Source organism: Leisingera caerulea DSM 24564 (assembly GCF_000473325.1).
GTDB lineage: Bacteria > Pseudomonadota > Alphaproteobacteria > Rhodobacterales > Rhodobacteraceae > Leisingera > Leisingera caerulea.
The window spans coordinates 40,163-55,340 of record NZ_KI421514.1; the positions used below are offsets into that span (position 1 = coordinate 40,163).

Genomic DNA, 15,178 nt, shown 5'->3' on the forward strand with positions numbered 1-15,178 from the left:
ACCCATGCCTATCACCGTCGGACAGGACAACGCCAGCGCGCGCCGCACTCTCAGCGTCAACGGCAAAACGATTTCTTACTATTCCATTCCCGCAGCCACCGAAGCAGGCTTTGGCGACTTTTCCAAGCTTCCCGCCGCGCTCAAGGTGGTGCTGGAAAACATGCTGCGCTTCGAGGACGGCGGCTTTTCGGTCTCCACCGATGACATCAAGGCCTTTGGCGAATGGGCCGGCAAGGGGGGCAAGAACCCGCGCGAGATCTCCTATCGCCCGGCCCGTGTGCTGATGCAGGACTTCACCGGCGTTCCCGCTGTGGTCGACCTCGCCGCCATGCGTGACGGCATCGTCGGCCTCAAGGGCTCAGCCGCCAAGATCAACCCGCTGGTGCCAGTGGATCTGGTCATCGACCACTCTGTGATGATCGACGAATTCGGCAACCCGCGCGCGTTCCAGATGAACGTCGACCGCGAGTATGAGCGCAATATGGAGCGCTATCAGTTCCTGAAGTGGGGCCAGAAGGCGTTCAACAATTTCCGCGTGGTGCCGCCGGGCACCGGCATCTGCCACCAGGTGAACCTGGAATACCTGGCCCAGACTGTCTGGACCGACACCGACCAGAACGGCGAGGAAGTCGCCTATCCCGACACTCTCGTCGGCACCGACAGCCACACCACCATGGTGAACGGCGCTGCGGTTCTGGGCTGGGGTGTTGGCGGCATCGAGGCCGAAGCGGCGATGCTGGGCCAGCCGATTTCCATGCTGATCCCCGAAGTGGTCGGCTTTGAGCTGACCGGCGAGATGACCGAAGGCACCACCGGCACCGATCTGGTGCTGAAAGTGGTGGAAATGCTGCGCGCCAAGGGCGTGGTCGGCAAATTCGTCGAGTTCTTCGGCGACGGCCTGGACCGGCTGCCGCTGGCTGACCGCGCGACCATTGCCAACATGGCCCCCGAATACGGCGCCACCTGCGGCTTTTTCCCGATTGACGGCGAAACACTCCGCTACCTGCGCAACACCGGCCGCGACAAGGACCGCATCGCGCTGGTTGAGGCCTACGCCAAGGAAAACGGCCTCTGGCGTGACGAGAGCTACAACCCGGTCTACACCGACACGCTGCACCTGGACATGGGCACGGTCGTGCCCGCGATCTCCGGCCCGAAGCGCCCGCAGGACCACATCGCGCTGGACCAGGCGGCCACCACCTTCCACGACTATGTCGAAGGCCAGCGCACTGGCAAGGACGCCAGCGAACGTGCCGAAGGCCGCTGGGAGGCCGAGGGCGGCCAGCCCGAACCGCAGGACATCCCCGGCGACAAGGGCCACCACAAATCCGGCTTTGTGACGACGGACGATGGCAAGTACCAGCTGCACGACGGCTCCATCGTGATCGCCTCGATCACCTCCTGCACCAACACATCGAACCCCTATGTGATGATCGGCGCAGGCCTTGTCGCGAAAAAGGCGCATGAGCGCGGCCTGACCCGCAAGCCCTGGGTCAAAACCTCGCTGGCGCCGGGGTCGCAGGTTGTGTCCGAGTACCTGGAGGCCGCCGGCCTGCAGGAGCATCTGGACGCCATCGGCTTCAACCTGGTCGGCTATGGCTGCACCACCTGCATCGGCAACTCCGGCCCGCTGGCCGAAGAAATCTCCAAGTGCATCAACGACAATGACCTGATCGGCGTTTCGGTGCTGTCGGGCAACCGCAACTTCGAGGGCCGCATCTCCCCCGACGTGCGCGCCAACTACCTGGCCTCGCCGCCGCTGGTGGTGGCCTATGCGCTGGCCGGTGACATGAACATCGACATCACCACCGCGCCGCTGGGCCAGGACCAGGACGGCAACGACGTCTTCCTCAAGGACCTCTGGCCGAGCCAGAAGGAAATCGCCGATCTGGTCGAGCAGACCGTGACCCGCGAAGCGTTCCAGTCGAAATACGCCGATGTCTTCAAGGGCGATGAGAAGTGGCAGGCGGTGGAGGTCACCGACGCGGAAACCTATGACTGGCCCGCAAGTTCGACCTACATCCAGAACCCGCCTTACTTCCAGGACATGGGTCCCGAGCCGGGCACCATCGAAAACGTCGAAGGCGCCAAGGTTCTGGCGATCCTGGGCGATATGGTCACCACCGACCACATCTCGCCCGCGGGATCCTTTGCCACCACCACGCCCGCGGGCCAGTACCTGCTGGAGCGCCAGGTGCAGCCGCGTGAGTTCAACTCATACGGCTCGCGCCGCGGCAACCACGAGATCATGATGCGCGGCACCTTCGCCAATATCCGCATCCGGAACGAGATGCTGGACGGCGTCGAGGGCGGCTACACCAAAGGCCCCGATGGCGAGCAGACCTCGATCTTTGAGGCTTCGATGGCGCATCAGGAAAACGGCACCCCGCTGGTGGTATTCGGCGGCGAGCAGTACGGCGCGGGCTCCTCGCGCGACTGGGCGGCCAAGGGCACTGCTCTTCTGGGCGTGAAGGCCGTGATCGCGGAAAGCTTCGAGCGCATCCACCGTTCCAACCTGGTCGGCATGGGCGTGATCCCGTTCGAGTTCACCGGCGGCGACACCCGCAAGACGCTGGGGCTCACCGGCGAGGAAACCGTCTCGATCCATGGGCTGGACAGCATCAAGCCGCTGCAGGAGGTGCCGTGCGACATCACCTTTGCCGACGGTTCGGAAAAGACCATCACGCTGAAGTGCCGTATCGATACCGCACCGGAGATCGAATACATCGAACACGGCGGCGTTCTGCACTATGTGCTGCGCAATCTGGCCAAGCAGTAAGGCCGGCCGCTGCCACACGGACAAGGGCGCCCAAGCGGGCGCCCTTTTCTTTTGGATACTAGGTCCGCAATGGCAGCAGTGCCGACCTGCGTTCCTGGCTAGTGGCTGTAGCTGCGGCTGTGCAGGATCCGGTCAATCTCACCTTCGGCCTTCAGCTCCCTGATCGCGCGGTCGAATTCTTCCAGATAGGCCTCCGCACCGCTGGCGCGGGACAGTCCGAAGTGCGACGTGCGGCTGGAAACGGCTGTCCCGGCGGCGGCAATCCGGTCCTGCCAGCCGTTCAGGCCCACATGATAGCGCCCGACAGCATCGTCAATTGCGACCAGGTCCAGCTGGCCGAACAGCAGCATTTGCATCAGACCGGCTGCATCGCCGGCCCTGATGATGCGGTTACGGGCGCTGAACGCCGCTTCCATCCGGGGGTCGATGACGCTGCCGTTCACCATGCCCAGCCTCAGGTGGGACACACCGGCATAGCCCTCGCCCCATTTCAACCCGCTTGGAAAGCGGTCCCGGTTGTACCAGAAAGTATTCGTCTGCTCAAACGCGGGTTCGCTGAATGCCAGGAAGGCCTCCCGCTCCGGGGACTTGAACAGGGGCAGGATGCCGTTTGCCTCCCCTGACTTGGCCTGGGCCAGGCAGCGCTGCCAGGGCAGCAGAACCGTCACTGCGCTAAGGCCGCCGATCCGCTCCGTCACCGCGTCGAGCAGCTGCACCTTCAGCCCGCCGGACGGGATGCTGCCGGTTCCCATGGTGTAGGGCGGATAGGGATCATAGCAGAAGGTCAGGACAGTTTCCGCCCGCGCAGCCGCCGCAAACAGGCAGGCGGCCACGACGCATCCCAGGCCTGTACTCAGGACTCTAGCGGGATCAATTACTTTCATCTCATTCCCGGACCACGTGTTTTACCGGCACGCAGTGCCGCGAAACCCTGAATTTCTTAACTCTAAAATCCTGCAGTATTCCGCGGCAGATTAAAAGAGTCCGCGGGGCAACCCGTCCTGACAAATGCGTGCCCGCGCGCCACGCAAAAAGCTCTCCGGTCCCGCAGCGTAAGCTGCTGTACCGTCCGTTAATAATGTGTAAACATAATTCCTGAATTAACCTTTTCCCTTTCAGGGCGCATTCAGAGGCCGCACGCAGAACGCATGAAAGAAGCCGCAATTGCCGTTATTTATCCGGACATAGACACGTTTGAAGATCACGCTAAGGCGGTGGCAGCAATGATATGCGAAACCCGGCGATTTCCCGGCTGTATCGAAGCCCACGCCGGCATCAATCGCGAGCGTCATGAAATCGCTGTGTTCCACTTCTGGGAATCAAATGACCACCTGGACCGCTACCTGACCTGGCGCGCTGAACGCGGCGACCTGGACGCCCGCAGCGCCACCATGCGGCGGGAACAGGACTTCCGCACCTTTTCCGTGCCCTGAGCCGCGCGGGCCTCATCCGGACTGCACAACCTCTGTTCGCAAACTGCAGATTGCCCCGCCGGGCTGGCGGCGGCAATACTGCTGCCATGAAACAGAGCAGCAGCATCACCGGCTTTCACGCCCACGTCTATTTTGACGAAACCACCATCGGGCAGGCCAGATCCCTTTGCGAGCAGGCCGCCCGGCAGTTCGGCGTCCAGATGGGCCGGGTGCATGAGAAAAACGTGGGGCCGCATCCAAGATGGTCCTGCCAGCTGGCCGCCAGCCCGGAGCAGTTCGCAAGGCTTCTGCCTTGGCTGGCGCTGAACCGCGAGGGGCTGATCGTGTTTGCCCATCCGGAAACCGGCGACGCCCTGGCGGACCATCGCGATCATGGCATCTGGCTAGGGGCGGGGCTGGCACTGGATCTCAGCATTTTCAGCTGATATGCGGCGCCTCCAGCAGAAACTTCCGGGCGGCCGGCCGGACCGCCGCCCCTTTTGACACGCGGAGCTTCCTTTGACCGAAGCAGTAATCATTGAGCTGCAGCCGCTGCCGGGGCAATACACCCGGCTGGCGGTCCTGGTGAAACAGATGGTGGCACAGGTCCGGGATTTTCCCGGCTGTCTGCAAGCCGACACGCTGCTGGCCCCGGAGCGGGACGAGATTGCCATCTTCCAGCGCTGGGAGAACGCCGACGCCTTCGGCGACTATTTGATCTGGCGCTCCAAGCAGGCGGATTTCGAGCAACTCCACAAGCTGCTTGCGGCGGAGCCGGACTTCAAGAGCTTCACCCTCGGCACGGGCGCCTGACGCGCCCTGCCCGGTTACTGGCCCGCGGCCTTCTCCATCGCCGGGCGCAGGGTCTTTTCGATCACCCGCTGGGTGACAGGCCCGGCAAACCGCAGCACGATCTTGCCCTCGCCATCCACCACGTAGGTCTCAGGCACACCATAGAGGCCCCAGTCGATAGCCATCCGGCCCTTCTCGTCCCGGCCGATGGCTGCATAGGGATCGCCGAGCTCATCCAGAAAGGCCTCGGCATTTGCCAGCTGGTCCTTGTAGTTGATGCCGTAGACCGGGATGCCTTCCTTGGACAGCGCTTCAAGGTTCGGGTGCTCCACCCGGCAAGGCGCGCACCAGCTGGCCCAGTAGTTCACCAGCTTCACGTTGCCGTCGCGCAGGGTTTCGTCGCTGAACATCTCCTTGCCCGGAAACGGATCCAGCACCACCGGCGGCGCGGGCTGGCCTTCGCGCGCGGACGGCAGGCTGTTGGGGTCCTCGCGGAACATCCCCACCAGCGCCAGGCCGACAAAGCCTGCAAACACCAAACCGGGGATCGCCATCAGCGGAGAGATTTTAGCCATTGCGCTTCACCCGGGTTTCCAGGGTTTCCATCTCCCGGCGCACCTTGCGGCCGCGCAAGATTGTCAGCACCACCAGCGCCACCAGCAGGATCAGCGAGGCGGCATAGGCCGACAGCACCGTATCGGCGTATTTTCCAAGATCGGGCATCAGGCCTCCAGCCGTTCGCGCGCCATCAATGCCTTGATGCGGCGGGCGCGGATTTCAGTTCCGGTGCGGTAGAACACCAACGCGATGAACAACAGCACAAACCCCGCCATGCACACATACAGCGGGTTGGAAAACGCATCGGCGACGTTCTCCTTCTTGTCCAACGACAGCGACGCGCCCTGGTGCAGCCCCTGGTTCCAGAAATTCACCGCATAGCGGCTGAGCACCGCGAACACCGATCCCACCAGGCACAGGATCGAGGTCAGGTCAGCGGCGGTGTCCGGGTTGTCGATCGCCTCCCACAGGGCAATGTAGCCGAGGTAGAACAGGAACAGCACCAGGAAGGACGTGAGCCGCGGGTCCCAGGCCCACCAGGTGCCCCACATCGGCTGCCCCCAGATCGCGCCGGTGATCAGCGCGATCACCGTCATCACCACGCCCACAGGCGCCGCGGCCCGGGCCGCCAGCGCGCTGACGTGGTGGCGGCGGATCACCCAGACCAGCGAGGTAACCAGCATCATGAACCAGGCGTTGATCGCCATCAGTGCCGACGGCACATGCAGGAAAATGATCTTGACGGTGGAGCCCTGACGGTAGTCATCAGGCGTGAAAAAAAAGCCCCAGACCAGCCCCACGGTGATCAGCACCGCTGAGCTGACCCACAAGGCCGGCATCACCTTTTCGGTGGTGGCCAGGAACTTTTTCGGGTTGGCGTATTCCCAGATCGACATGGTGGCTATTTAGGTCCTGCTTCCGGATTTCTCAATTGTTGGTCACGGCAAAAAGTCCTAGCGCAAATTGACGCGCAGGACGGCAGCGCTGGCAAAGGGCAGAAGGGCGATGGAGGCGGCGGAGATCCCGGCCAGCAGCAACAGCGGCGTTTGCACCGCCATGCCCTCGGCACCGCGGCGGGCAACCTCCGAGCCGAAGATCAGCGTCGGCACATACAGCGGCATCACCAGCAGCGACATCAGCAGGCCGCCGCGTTTCAGCCCCACGGTCAGTGCAGCGCCAAAGGTGCCGATGACCGACAGCGCCGGGGTGCCCAGCAGCAGCGAGACAACCAGCCACTGAAAACCCGCAAGCGGCAGGTTCAGCAGCACCCCCAGCACCGGCGCCGCCATCACCAGCGGCAGCCCGGTGGTGATCCAATGCGCCAGCGCCTTGATGGTGACCGTGCTTTCCAGCGGCAGCGGCGCAGTGGCCAAGAGGTCGAGCGAACCGTCCTCCCAATCCAGCGCCAGCAGCCGGTCCAGCGACAAGAGGCACGCCAGAAGCGCGCCAAGCCACAGCACGCCGGGTGCGATCCGCGACAGCAGCTCAGACTGCGGGCCGACGGAAAATGGCACCATCACGGTCACGATCAGAAAGAAGGCAAGGCCCAACCCAAAGCCGCCGCCCGCGCGGAAGGCAAGCTTCAGATCCCGCAGGAGAAGCGCAATCACAGGAAGTCTCCGTCAAAATCGTCGATCTCCGGCGGTTTGGCCTTGTAGGGACCCACGTCCAGCACCTCCGCCTCCAGCCCCAGGTCGATATGGGTGGCAATCAGCGCCGCGCCGCCCTGCCCCAAATGCGCCCGCACCGTGTTTGCAAACATCGCGACCGAGGTCTTGTCCAGGCTCACTGTCGGCTCGTCCATGATCCAGATGGGACGGCCTGTCACCAGCATCCGGCTGAGGCCCAGGCGGCGTTTCTGCCCCGCCGACAGCGCCCCCGCCTGCCGGTCCCGCAAACCTTGCAGGTCGAACCCGTCCAGTGCCTGTTCAATACCGCTGCGGCCAAAGACGCTGGCCCAGAATGTCAGGTTCTCGGCCACCGTCAGCGTCGGCTTCAGCCCATCGGAGTGGGCGGCATAGGCAATCTGGTCCTCAGCGCCCTCAACCCGGCCCCTCAGCGGCGGCTGCAGGCCCGCGACGGTTCGCAAGAGCGTGGTTTTGCCAATGCCATTGGGGCCGCGCAGGATCAGCGCCCTGCCGGACTCCAGCTCAAAGCTCAGCCCCTCCAGCACCGGGATGCCTCCGCGGGCCACGCTCAGATCCGTCACTGTCAATGTCATGAAGCCCGCTTATCCCATTGTGTCCGCGCATGAAAAGCCTGTTTTCAAGATGCCCGCTTTGCGGCAGGTCAAATGAATTTCAGGAAATCAGACCGGCAGCGCCGCCATGGCAATCCGGCGCCCTTCAGACAAGAGCACGTTATAGGTGCGGCACGCCGCAGGCGAGTTCATAATCTCCACCCCCAGCCCGGCCTCTTCCAGCGCCTTGCGCAATTCTGCCGGGATATGGGCGATTTCCGCGCCGGTGCCGATGAACAGCACATCAATCTCTCCGGCGAGCGCCAGCAGCGGTTCGGCGTCGGCCATGCCGTCCCAGGGCGCCGTGCCAGCCGCCGAGGTCAGCACCGCCCCCTGATGCACCTGCCCGCCGATCCGGAAGAACCCCGCGCCATAGCCATCAATCGGCTGCGCGTCGGTATAGCTCACTTCATTCAGGCGCATGCGCGGTCCTTTCAATCAAATACCGGGAGGCTGGATAACACGGCCAGCCCGATCACGGAATAGGAGGCAAAGCGGTAGAGTTTCTCCAGCTTGGGATCAAACAGCGCCTTGCCGGTCAGCGTGGTGATCACGTAGGGCACCCCTAGCAGCGCTGCCAGAATGAACGCCTTGAGACTGGCCATGCCGCCGAAGATCAGGTTTACCGCAATCACCACATCCAGCGCCGCCAGGAAAACAATGGTATTGGCCCTGACCCGCGCCACGTCGCGCACGTTTGCCAGGTAGAAGACAATGATCACCGGCCCCGTCAGCCCGGTCATGCCGCCGACAACGCCCGCCGCGCCGCCAATTGCGAACCGCCCCGGCCAGCCAAGTCTGCCCTGCCAGCGCCAGCCGGAGATCACGGCGGCCAATGTCACGCCGATCACCCCGGCCGCAACCCAGCGCAGGGTCAGCGGGTCCATCTGCGACATGATCCACAGACCCGCCGGTACAGTCACCGCGGCGGCCATGGACAAGGCCCCGACTTCGGCCCTGTCGGCCTTGCTCCAGGCCTGCGGGAACAGGGTGATGGTAGAAAACACGCCCATCAGCACCATCAGGAACACCACATCGGCTGATGGCAGGAACTGCGCCCCCACAGGGACAAAGATCATCGCAGTGCCAAAACCAGTGAAGCCGCGGACTAGACCCGCGGCTCCGATGGTGACCAGCAGCCAGAACAGCCCCGGCGTCTGCAGGGCTGCCTGAAAGGCCTCAAGCATCAATGTTGGCAAACTGGTTGCCGGAGGTGTTCGACGGCTTCGACCAGTCGCGCTTCACCCCCAGTTTCAGCAGGATGGTGGAGGCCACGAACACGGACGAATAGGTCCCGACCAGAACACCCCAAATCATCGCAAACACGAACCCGCGGATTACGTCGCCGCCCAGCACATAAAGCGAGATCAGCGCCAGCAGCGTAGTAACAGAGGTCATCACGGTCCGGCTCAGCGTCTCGTTGATTGAGATGTTCAGGACTTCCGCCAGATCCTTCTGCTTGTAGCGGCGCAGGTTCTCGCGCACCCGGTCAAAGACCACCACCGTGTCGTTCAGCGAGTAGCCGACGATGGTCAGCAGGGCCGCAATGATCGCCAGGTCGAACTTGATCTGCAGTTCCGAGAACACGCCAATGGTCAGCACCACGTCATGCACCAGCGCCGCCACCGCGCCGAGGGCGAACTGCCATTCGAACCGCAGCCAGATGTAGACCAGCACCGCCGCGATGGCGAGCACAACGGCAATCACCGCGGTCTGGATCAGCTCGCCCGAGACCTTGGGGCCAACGGATTCGACTGAGACGAATTTGATGCCCGGTGCCACCGCGTCCAACGAGGCCTTCAGCATCTCGATCATCTCGCCGGAGATCGCCTCCCCATCCTCTTGCGCCTGGATGCGGATCATGGCGACATGCTGGTCTTCATCGAAGGCCGGATCAAACACCTCAGTGATCGACACATCGCCCAGCCCGTGCACTGCCAGCGCGTCGCGGTAGGCGCCCACATCCACAGTCTGGGTGGCCTCGGTGCGGATGGTGGTGCCGCCGCGGAAGTCGATGCCGAAGTTCAGCCCCTGTAACAGGAAGGAAGCAAAGCCCACCACCATCATCAGGGCGGAAATACCCAGCCACAGCTTGGCGCGTTTGAAGAAATCGAATGAGGTTTCCTGGGGAACAAGTCTCAGCCGCATATCACACCTCAATCGTTTTCGGACGGCGCCGTTCAAACCACATGACAATCATCAGGCGGGTGACAAAGATCGCGGTGAATACCGAGGTCATGATGCCCAGCCCCAGGGTGATCGCAAAGCCGCGCACCGGGCCGGAGCCCATGGCGAACAGGATCACCGCAGTGATGAAGGTGGTGATGTTGGCGTCGAGAATGGCGCTCAGCGCCTTGGAGTAACCTTCGTCGATGGCCTTGGCCGGGCCGCGGCCCGATTTCAGCTCTTCGCGTATGCGCTCGAAGATCAGCACGTTGGCGTCAACCGCCATGCCGACGGTCAGAACGATACCGGCGATGCCCGGCAGCGTCAGGGTGCCGCCGATCAGGCTGAGCATGCCAAAGATCAGCGCGATATTCAGGATCAGCGCCACATTGGCGAACAGGCCGAACAGGCCGTAGCTGAGCCCCATGAACACCAGCACCGCGATAAAGGCCACGGCCGTTGCCACCTTGCCCGCGTCGATGCTGTCCTGGCCCAGTTCCGGGCCGATGGTGCGCTCTTCCAGGAACTCCAGCCCGGCAGGCAGCGCGCCTGCGCGCAGCAGAACCGCAAGGTTGGTGCTTTCCTCGATGGTGAAGTTGCCGGTGATGATACCGGAGCCGCCCGGGATATGCGACTGGATCACCGGGGCAGAGACCACCTCGTCATCCAGCACGATCGCAAAGGGCGAGCCGATGTTTTCCGCCGTGTAGTCGCCAAACCGGCGCGCGCCGGAGGTGTTGAAGCGGAAGGTCACCGCTGGCCGGCCGTTCTGGTCGAAGGACGGCTGCGCATCGACCAGGTCTTCGCCGGTCACAACCGCAGCGGCCTCGATGGTGTAATAGGCGCCTTCCTCATCCAGCGACGGGATCACCTTGTTGCCGATGCCGGGGGCGGCGTCCGGATCGCTGCCGCGGCCCACAACCGGGTTGAAGGTCAGCTGCGCGGTGGTGCCGATGATCGCCTTGAGTTCAGACGCGGACCCGATGCCCGGCACCTGAATAAGGATCCGGTCAGCGCCCTGGCGCTGAATGGTCGGCTCGCGGGTGCCGACCTCGTCGATGCGGCGGCGCACGATCTCCAGTGCCTGGCGCACGGTGCGGTCGTCAGAGGCGACCTTCTCCGCCTCGCTCAGGCGCACCACCAGGATGTCGCCCTGGGCCGAAACCTCGATGTCGTTGGCGCCGACACCTGTCAGCGTCGTGATCGGGTTGGCCAGGCCGCGCACCACTTCCAGCGCACGGGCCATGCCATCGGGTTTGGAGAGCTTCAGGCGAATCTCATCCGCAGGCTCCGGCTGGCGGCGGAAAGTGCCGACGGTGCTGCGCTCCGGCCGCAGCGCATCCCGCACTTCCGGCCACAGCGCATCCATCCGCGCTTCATAGACGTCTTCCACCTGCACCTCGGCTAGCAGATGCGCGCCGCCCCGCAGGTCGAGGCCAAGGTTCACCAGCCCTGACGGCAGGAAAGACGGCCACTGGCCGACCGTTTCCAGCCGCTCCGGCGTCTCGCCCTTGGCGATAATGTCGGCTGCCGCGTCGTTTGCCTGTTCGACGCGGGTGTAGAACCCGTTTGGCAGGGCAAGCATCAATCCAGCTGCGCATACCAGCCAGATCAGCACCCTCTTCCAGAGATCAATTTGCAGCATTGCCCTGCCTTTTCAGATAGTTGCAAGGAGCGCTTAAGCTGCCGGCTCGGTCTTGTTCAGAACCTGGGCAATGGTCGCCTTGACCACGCGCACCTTGACGCCGTCAGCGATCTCCACCTCGATCTCGCCGTCTTCCTTGACCTTTGCCACCTTGCCAATGACGCCGCCCTGGGTCACCACCTGGTCACCGCGGCGCAGGCCGTCCACCATCGCCTGATGCTGTTTCATCTTCTTCTGCTGCGGGCGGATCAGTAGGAAGTACATGATCGCGAAGATCAGAATAAGCGGGAGAAATTGGGCGACTGCGCCACCGTCCATGGGATATTCCTTCTGTCAAAGCGGCATGGTTTTCACGCCGGAAATTTGCAGCGGAACCTATGCGCTGGCTGGATGGAGCGCAAGGCTCACGCAGCGCAAAAGCGCAAGCGTAAAACGCCGTTGCAGGATTGCCCTTAACGGCCTGTTGCAGGGGCTTTCCCGGCGCAGACCGCGTGGCATGGACCGTGCCCGGAATGCCCGGCCTGCACACAGACCGCACGCCCCCCTTCCCCTTTCTTCACCCTTGCGTCATAGGATGGGCCTACTGATTCAAATATCATTCAACGCTAGGAGAGACTCTCATGCATGACATCCGCGCTATCCGCGAAAACCCTGCCGCATTCGACGCCGCTGTGGCGCGGCGCGGGGATGCGGGCGTGTCATCCGAGATCCTGGCGCTGGACGAAGCGCGCCGTGCCAAGATCCTGGCGGCAGAGACCGCGCAAGCCGAGCAGAACAAGGCCTCCAAGGAGGTTGGCGCAGCCAAGGGCCGCGGCGACGAGGCCGAGTTCGAGCGCCTGCGCGCGCTGGTCGCCGAGAAGAAGGCCGAAGTCGCTGCCATGAACACCGAGGCCAAGGCGCTGGACCAGCAGCTCAATGACATGCTGGCCACCATTCCGAACCTGGCGTTCGAGGATGTGCCGCTGGGCGAGGATGAGGACGACAATGTCGAAATCCGCCGTTGGGGTGAGCCCAAGGCGCTCGAGTTCGAGGCCAAGGAGCATTTCGAGATCGAAGGTGTGAAGCCGGGCATGGATTTCGAGACCGCGGCCAAGCTCTCGGGCAGCCGCTTTGTGGTGTTGTCCGGTGCGGTGGCCCGTATCCACCGGGCGCTGGCGCAGTTCATGATCAACACCCATGTAGACGAAAACGGCCTGACCGAGACCTGGACCCCGGTGTTGGTGCGCGAAGAGATGATGTACGGCACCGGTCAGCTGCCCAAGTTCGGCGAGGACAGCTACAAGACCACCAACGGCTGGTGGCTGGTTCCGACGGCGGAGGTCACGCTGACCAACATCGTCAACGGCCTGGTGGTCGAGGAAGGCTACCTGCCGCGCCGCTATGTGGCCCACACCCAGTGCTTCCGGTCTGAGGCCGGTTCGGCCGGCAAGGACACCGCCGGCATGCTGCGCCAGCACCAGTTCGAGAAGGTCGAAATGGTCTCCGTCACACATCCGGACAAGAGCGTCGAGGAGCACGAGCGCATGACACGCTGCGCCGAGGACATCCTGGAGCGGCTGGGACTGCCCTACCGCACCATCGTTCTGTGCACCGGCGACATGGGCTTTGGCGCCCGCAAAACCCACGACATCGAGGTCTGGGTGCCCGGCCAGAACACCTACCGCGAGATCTCCTCGGTCTCGGTCTGCGGCGATTTTCAGGCACGCCGGATGAACGCCCGCTTCAAGCCCGCGGATGGCGGCAAGCCGCAGTTCGTGCACACGCTGAACGGCTCTGGCCTGGCGGTGGGCCGCTGCCTGATCGCCGTGCTGGAAAACGGCCAGCAGGCGGATGGCTCGGTCAAGCTGCCGGAGGTGCTGGCCCCCTACCTGGGCAGCAAACTGACCTTGAGTGCCGAGGGGCAGCTGGTCTGATCCAGAAGCCCTGCCAGACACAAGGAAACCGGCGCTAATCGGCGCCGGTTTTTCTAAGGAATCGAAGGCTTAACGCGATTTCTTCGCCTTCTTCTTTTTCTTGTCGCTAGCCGTCCCCTCCAGGATAGCCTGCGCCTTAGCCTTCTCCTTTTCGATGGCTTTCTTGGCCTTTGCCTTCATTTTTTTGGCTTTCTGCTTGGCCTTGATTTTTGCCGCCGCGAATTCTTCCGCCAGATTGGCAGCCTTGCGCTTGGCCTTGGCGGCCTTGGCCTTGGCCTTTGCCGCCTTCTCCTCCGCTGCCTTGCGGGCCGCCTCGGCTTCGGCCAGCTTCCTGTCCATCTCTTCCTGCGTCGGCTGTGCCTGAGGGGCTGCCGCCTGCCCGTCCCGCTTGCCGCGGGCCGGATTGCCGTTCACCGGCTTGGCTTTAGCCTGGCCCGGATCACCCGCCCCCTTGGCGTCTGCAGCCTCCCGGGCCAGCACCCTCAGCGCCGCAGCTCGGTTTGCTCCGATCCCTGGAATGCCGCGCAGCTTTGCTTCATCCATCCCTGCCAGTTCTTCAGCGGTTTTCACGCCATGTTCCTGCAGCACCTTTGCCAGCGCCGGTCCGACCCCGCGCAGCTTGTGTATTGGTGTCATGCCTGATCTATTCCTTTTATTTTCAATACCTTACTTGCCCAATCTCTGTGCAAGGATGACACGGTCCGCTTAGCCGGGGAAGGGAACAAGGCATTTTTTCTCTTCATCCCAGAGCTTTAGCGTCAAAGCCCGGACGGCCTCCGGGAATTTGATCCGGCGCAGCCCCAGTTCCGGCGGCAGGCTGTAGTGGCACTGCCGCAGCCGGTAGGACGGAATACGCGCGTTGTAATGGTGGATGTCGTGCAGGGTGATATTTGCCACTGCCATGTCGAAGAACCATCCGAAATCCAGGCAGGAAGATCCTTGCAGCGCCGCCACCTGCGGGTTCAGGTCCGGTCGGCGGTCCCAGTAGGTATCCTCGAAATTATGCTGCAGGTAGACCAGGAACACCCCGATCATGCCGCCAAGGAAGGAAAACGCCAGCCAGATCCAGATGCCGGTCATGCCCGCCGCCCAATAGAGCAGCGCAAGCATCGCCACGATCACCAGATTGTGCAGGATCACGCCCCAGGCGCCGAAGCGGACCGTGTTCTTGGGCCAGCGGTAGCGGATGAAATAGGTAAAGGCCGACCCCAGCGGCACCAGCACAAACGGGTTGCGGTACAGCCGGTAGCCCAGCCGCTCCCAGAAGCCGGCCGCCTTCCACTCCCGCACCGTCATCGTGTGAATCTCGCCGGTTTCACGGTGCTCCAGGTTGCCGATGTTGGAATGATGCAGGTTGTGATTCTGCTTCATCACCTCAAACGGGGCAAAGGTGAAGGGGGACAGAACATGGCCCGCGATCTCATTCTGCAGGCGGGTTTCGAACAGCGAATGATGGCCGGTGTCGTGCTGCAGCACGTAGAGGCGCACCGCCGCAAATGCAAAGACCACCCCGGCAGGCAGCATCACGTACCAGCGGTCCGCATGGGCGATGGCCAGGTAAAGCGACAGGAAATAGACCGCGAATGTCCCGAAATAGCTGAGCGAAGCCAGCCGGTTGTCCTTTTCGGTGAACTTTCTCGTATGCGCCCTCAGGTCCATGAAAACATCCGTAAA

The 15,178-nt window shown here is 63.1% G+C and carries 18 protein-coding genes; 5 read left to right on the plus strand and 13 right to left on the minus strand.

The annotated features are described in order from the left end of the window. The first annotated feature begins 4 nt into the window (after nt 1–4). Nucleotides 5–2,779: an aconitate hydratase AcnA gene (gene acnA / locus CAER_RS0124730; RefSeq protein WP_027237874.1), complete on the plus strand. Its 2,775-nt coding sequence runs from the start codon at nt 5–7 to the stop codon at nt 2,777–2,779. Between the two features lie 98 nt (nt 2,780–2,877). Here acnA and CAER_RS0124735 read toward each other — a convergent pair whose 3' ends face one another. Beyond that, the gene (locus CAER_RS0124735) at nt 2,878–3,663 is read right to left on the minus strand and encodes a substrate-binding periplasmic protein (RefSeq protein ID WP_084299657.1); all 786 of its coding nucleotides are present in this window, start codon (nt 3,661–3,663) and stop codon (nt 2,878–2,880) included. A gap of 264 nt (nt 3,664–3,927) precedes the next feature. On the opposite strand from CAER_RS0124735, the gene CAER_RS0124740 reads away from it, so the two are divergent. From CAER_RS0124740 to CAER_RS0124750, 3 genes are all read left to right on the plus strand, one after another. Beyond that, nucleotides 3,928–4,212, plus strand: a complete 285-nt coding sequence (locus CAER_RS0124740; RefSeq protein WP_027237876.1) for an antibiotic biosynthesis monooxygenase — start codon at nt 3,928–3,930, stop codon at nt 4,210–4,212. A gap of 86 nt (nt 4,213–4,298) precedes the next feature. Next, on the plus strand, nt 4,299–4,637 hold the full coding sequence (locus CAER_RS0124745) for a DOPA 4,5-dioxygenase family protein (RefSeq protein WP_027237877.1): 339 nt from the start codon (nt 4,299–4,301) through the stop codon (nt 4,635–4,637). Nucleotides 4,638–4,710: 73 nt separating this feature from the next. Next, complete coding sequence (locus CAER_RS0124750; RefSeq protein WP_027237878.1) at nt 4,711–5,004, plus strand: putative quinol monooxygenase; 294 nt, start codon at nt 4,711–4,713, stop codon at nt 5,002–5,004. A gap of 14 nt (nt 5,005–5,018) precedes the next feature. Here CAER_RS0124750 and CAER_RS0124755 read toward each other — a convergent pair whose 3' ends face one another. The 10 genes from CAER_RS0124755 to yajC all read right to left on the minus strand — a co-directional run bounded on the left by CAER_RS0124755 (nt 5,019) and on the right by yajC (nt 11,909). Next, nucleotides 5,019–5,558 carry a DsbE family thiol:disulfide interchange protein gene (locus CAER_RS0124755; protein WP_027237879.1) on the minus strand — a complete coding sequence of 180 codons (540 nt, stop codon included), beginning with the start codon at nt 5,556–5,558 and terminating at the stop codon, nt 5,019–5,021. Beyond that, entirely contained in the window at nt 5,551–5,706 is a 156-nt protein-coding gene (gene ccmD / locus CAER_RS0124760) for a heme exporter protein CcmD (protein WP_036798013.1), read from the minus strand. Before ccmD ends, CAER_RS0124755 begins: the two co-directional genes overlap by 8 nt. Further along, nucleotides 5,706–6,437: a heme ABC transporter permease gene (locus CAER_RS0124765; RefSeq protein WP_027237881.1), complete on the minus strand. Its 732-nt coding sequence runs from the start codon at nt 6,435–6,437 to the stop codon at nt 5,706–5,708. The genes ccmD and CAER_RS0124765 overlap by 1 nt, the downstream gene beginning before the upstream one ends. A gap of 57 nt (nt 6,438–6,494) precedes the next feature. Beyond that, nucleotides 6,495–7,151, minus strand: coding sequence for a heme exporter protein CcmB (ccmB, locus tag CAER_RS0124770; RefSeq protein WP_027237882.1), 657 nt, complete (start codon nt 7,149–7,151; stop codon nt 6,495–6,497). Continuing rightward, a complete protein-coding gene (ccmA, locus tag CAER_RS0124775) occupies nt 7,148–7,762 on the minus strand; it encodes a heme ABC exporter ATP-binding protein CcmA (RefSeq protein WP_027237883.1) in 615 nt (204 codons plus the stop codon). Before ccmA ends, ccmB begins: the two co-directional genes overlap by 4 nt. An 87-nt stretch (nt 7,763–7,849) precedes the next feature. After that, nucleotides 7,850–8,203, minus strand: a complete 354-nt coding sequence (locus CAER_RS0124780) for an Mth938-like domain-containing protein (RefSeq protein ID WP_027237884.1) — start codon at nt 8,201–8,203, stop codon at nt 7,850–7,852. An 11-nt stretch (nt 8,204–8,214) separates the two neighbouring features. Next, nucleotides 8,215–8,967, minus strand: coding sequence for a TSUP family transporter (locus CAER_RS0124785; protein WP_027237885.1), 753 nt, complete (start codon nt 8,965–8,967; stop codon nt 8,215–8,217). Then, nucleotides 8,960–9,928: a protein translocase subunit SecF gene (gene secF / locus CAER_RS0124790; RefSeq protein WP_027237886.1), complete on the minus strand. Its 969-nt coding sequence runs from the start codon at nt 9,926–9,928 to the stop codon at nt 8,960–8,962. The genes CAER_RS0124785 and secF overlap by 8 nt, the downstream gene beginning before the upstream one ends. A gap of 1 nt (nt 9,929) precedes the next feature. Continuing rightward, nucleotides 9,930–11,591: a protein translocase subunit SecD gene (gene secD, locus CAER_RS0124795; RefSeq protein WP_027237887.1), complete on the minus strand. Its 1,662-nt coding sequence runs from the start codon at nt 11,589–11,591 to the stop codon at nt 9,930–9,932. 33 nt (nt 11,592–11,624) lie between these two features. Continuing rightward, nucleotides 11,625–11,909 (minus strand): preprotein translocase subunit YajC, encoded by a 285-nt coding sequence (yajC, locus tag CAER_RS0124800; RefSeq protein ID WP_027237888.1) that lies wholly within the window; start codon nt 11,907–11,909, stop codon nt 11,625–11,627. 302 nt (nt 11,910–12,211) lie between these two features. On the opposite strand from yajC, the gene serS reads away from it, so the two are divergent. Continuing rightward, nucleotides 12,212–13,504 (plus strand): serine--tRNA ligase, encoded by a 1,293-nt coding sequence (gene serS / locus CAER_RS0124805; RefSeq protein ID WP_027237889.1) that lies wholly within the window; start codon nt 12,212–12,214, stop codon nt 13,502–13,504. A gap of 69 nt (nt 13,505–13,573) precedes the next feature. Here the strand turns inward: serS and CAER_RS0124810 are convergent, their stop codons facing one another. Both CAER_RS0124810 and CAER_RS0124815 read right to left on the minus strand, forming a co-directional pair. Beyond that, nucleotides 13,574–14,140, minus strand: a complete 567-nt coding sequence (locus CAER_RS0124810; protein ID WP_027237890.1) for a helix-hairpin-helix domain-containing protein — start codon at nt 14,138–14,140, stop codon at nt 13,574–13,576. 69 nt (nt 14,141–14,209) lie between these two features. Then, complete coding sequence (locus CAER_RS0124815) at nt 14,210–15,163, minus strand: fatty acid desaturase (RefSeq protein ID WP_027237891.1); 954 nt, start codon at nt 15,161–15,163, stop codon at nt 14,210–14,212. Between the last annotated feature and the right edge of the window lie 15 nt (nt 15,164–15,178).

What these genes read in the sequence shown, in the direction of transcription:
- acnA (WP_027237874.1), top strand. Translation starts at nt 5, where the DNA reads ATGCCTATCACCGTCGGACAGGACAACGCCAGCGCGCGCCGCACTCTC.
- CAER_RS0124735 (WP_084299657.1), bottom strand. Translation starts at nt 3,663, where the DNA reads ATGAAAGTAATTGATCCCGCTAGAGTCCTGAGTACAGGCCTGGGATGC.
- CAER_RS0124740 (WP_027237876.1), top strand. Translation starts at nt 3,928, where the DNA reads ATGAAAGAAGCCGCAATTGCCGTTATTTATCCGGACATAGACACGTTT.
- CAER_RS0124745 (WP_027237877.1), top strand. Translation starts at nt 4,299, where the DNA reads ATGAAACAGAGCAGCAGCATCACCGGCTTTCACGCCCACGTCTATTTT.
- CAER_RS0124755 (WP_027237879.1), bottom strand. Translation starts at nt 5,558, where the DNA reads ATGGCTAAAATCTCTCCGCTGATGGCGATCCCCGGTTTGGTGTTTGCA.
- ccmD (WP_036798013.1), bottom strand. Translation starts at nt 5,706, where the DNA reads ATGCCCGATCTTGGAAAATACGCCGATACGGTGCTGTCGGCCTATGCC.
- CAER_RS0124765 (WP_027237881.1), bottom strand. Translation starts at nt 6,437, where the DNA reads ATGTCGATCTGGGAATACGCCAACCCGAAAAAGTTCCTGGCCACCACC.
- ccmA (WP_027237883.1), bottom strand. Translation starts at nt 7,762, where the DNA reads ATGACATTGACAGTGACGGATCTGAGCGTGGCCCGCGGAGGCATCCCG.
- CAER_RS0124780 (WP_027237884.1), bottom strand. Translation starts at nt 8,203, where the DNA reads ATGCGCCTGAATGAAGTGAGCTATACCGACGCGCAGCCGATTGATGGC.
- CAER_RS0124785 (WP_027237885.1), bottom strand. Translation starts at nt 8,967, where the DNA reads ATGCTTGAGGCCTTTCAGGCAGCCCTGCAGACGCCGGGGCTGTTCTGG.
- secF (WP_027237886.1), bottom strand. Translation starts at nt 9,928, where the DNA reads ATGCGGCTGAGACTTGTTCCCCAGGAAACCTCATTCGATTTCTTCAAA.
- secD (WP_027237887.1), bottom strand. Translation starts at nt 11,591, where the DNA reads ATGCTGCAAATTGATCTCTGGAAGAGGGTGCTGATCTGGCTGGTATGC.
- yajC (WP_027237888.1), bottom strand. Translation starts at nt 11,909, where the DNA reads ATGGACGGTGGCGCAGTCGCCCAATTTCTCCCGCTTATTCTGATCTTC.
- serS (WP_027237889.1), top strand. Translation starts at nt 12,212, where the DNA reads ATGCATGACATCCGCGCTATCCGCGAAAACCCTGCCGCATTCGACGCC.
- CAER_RS0124810 (WP_027237890.1), bottom strand. Translation starts at nt 14,140, where the DNA reads ATGACACCAATACACAAGCTGCGCGGGGTCGGACCGGCGCTGGCAAAG.
- CAER_RS0124815 (WP_027237891.1), bottom strand. Translation starts at nt 15,163, where the DNA reads ATGGACCTGAGGGCGCATACGAGAAAGTTCACCGAAAAGGACAACCGG.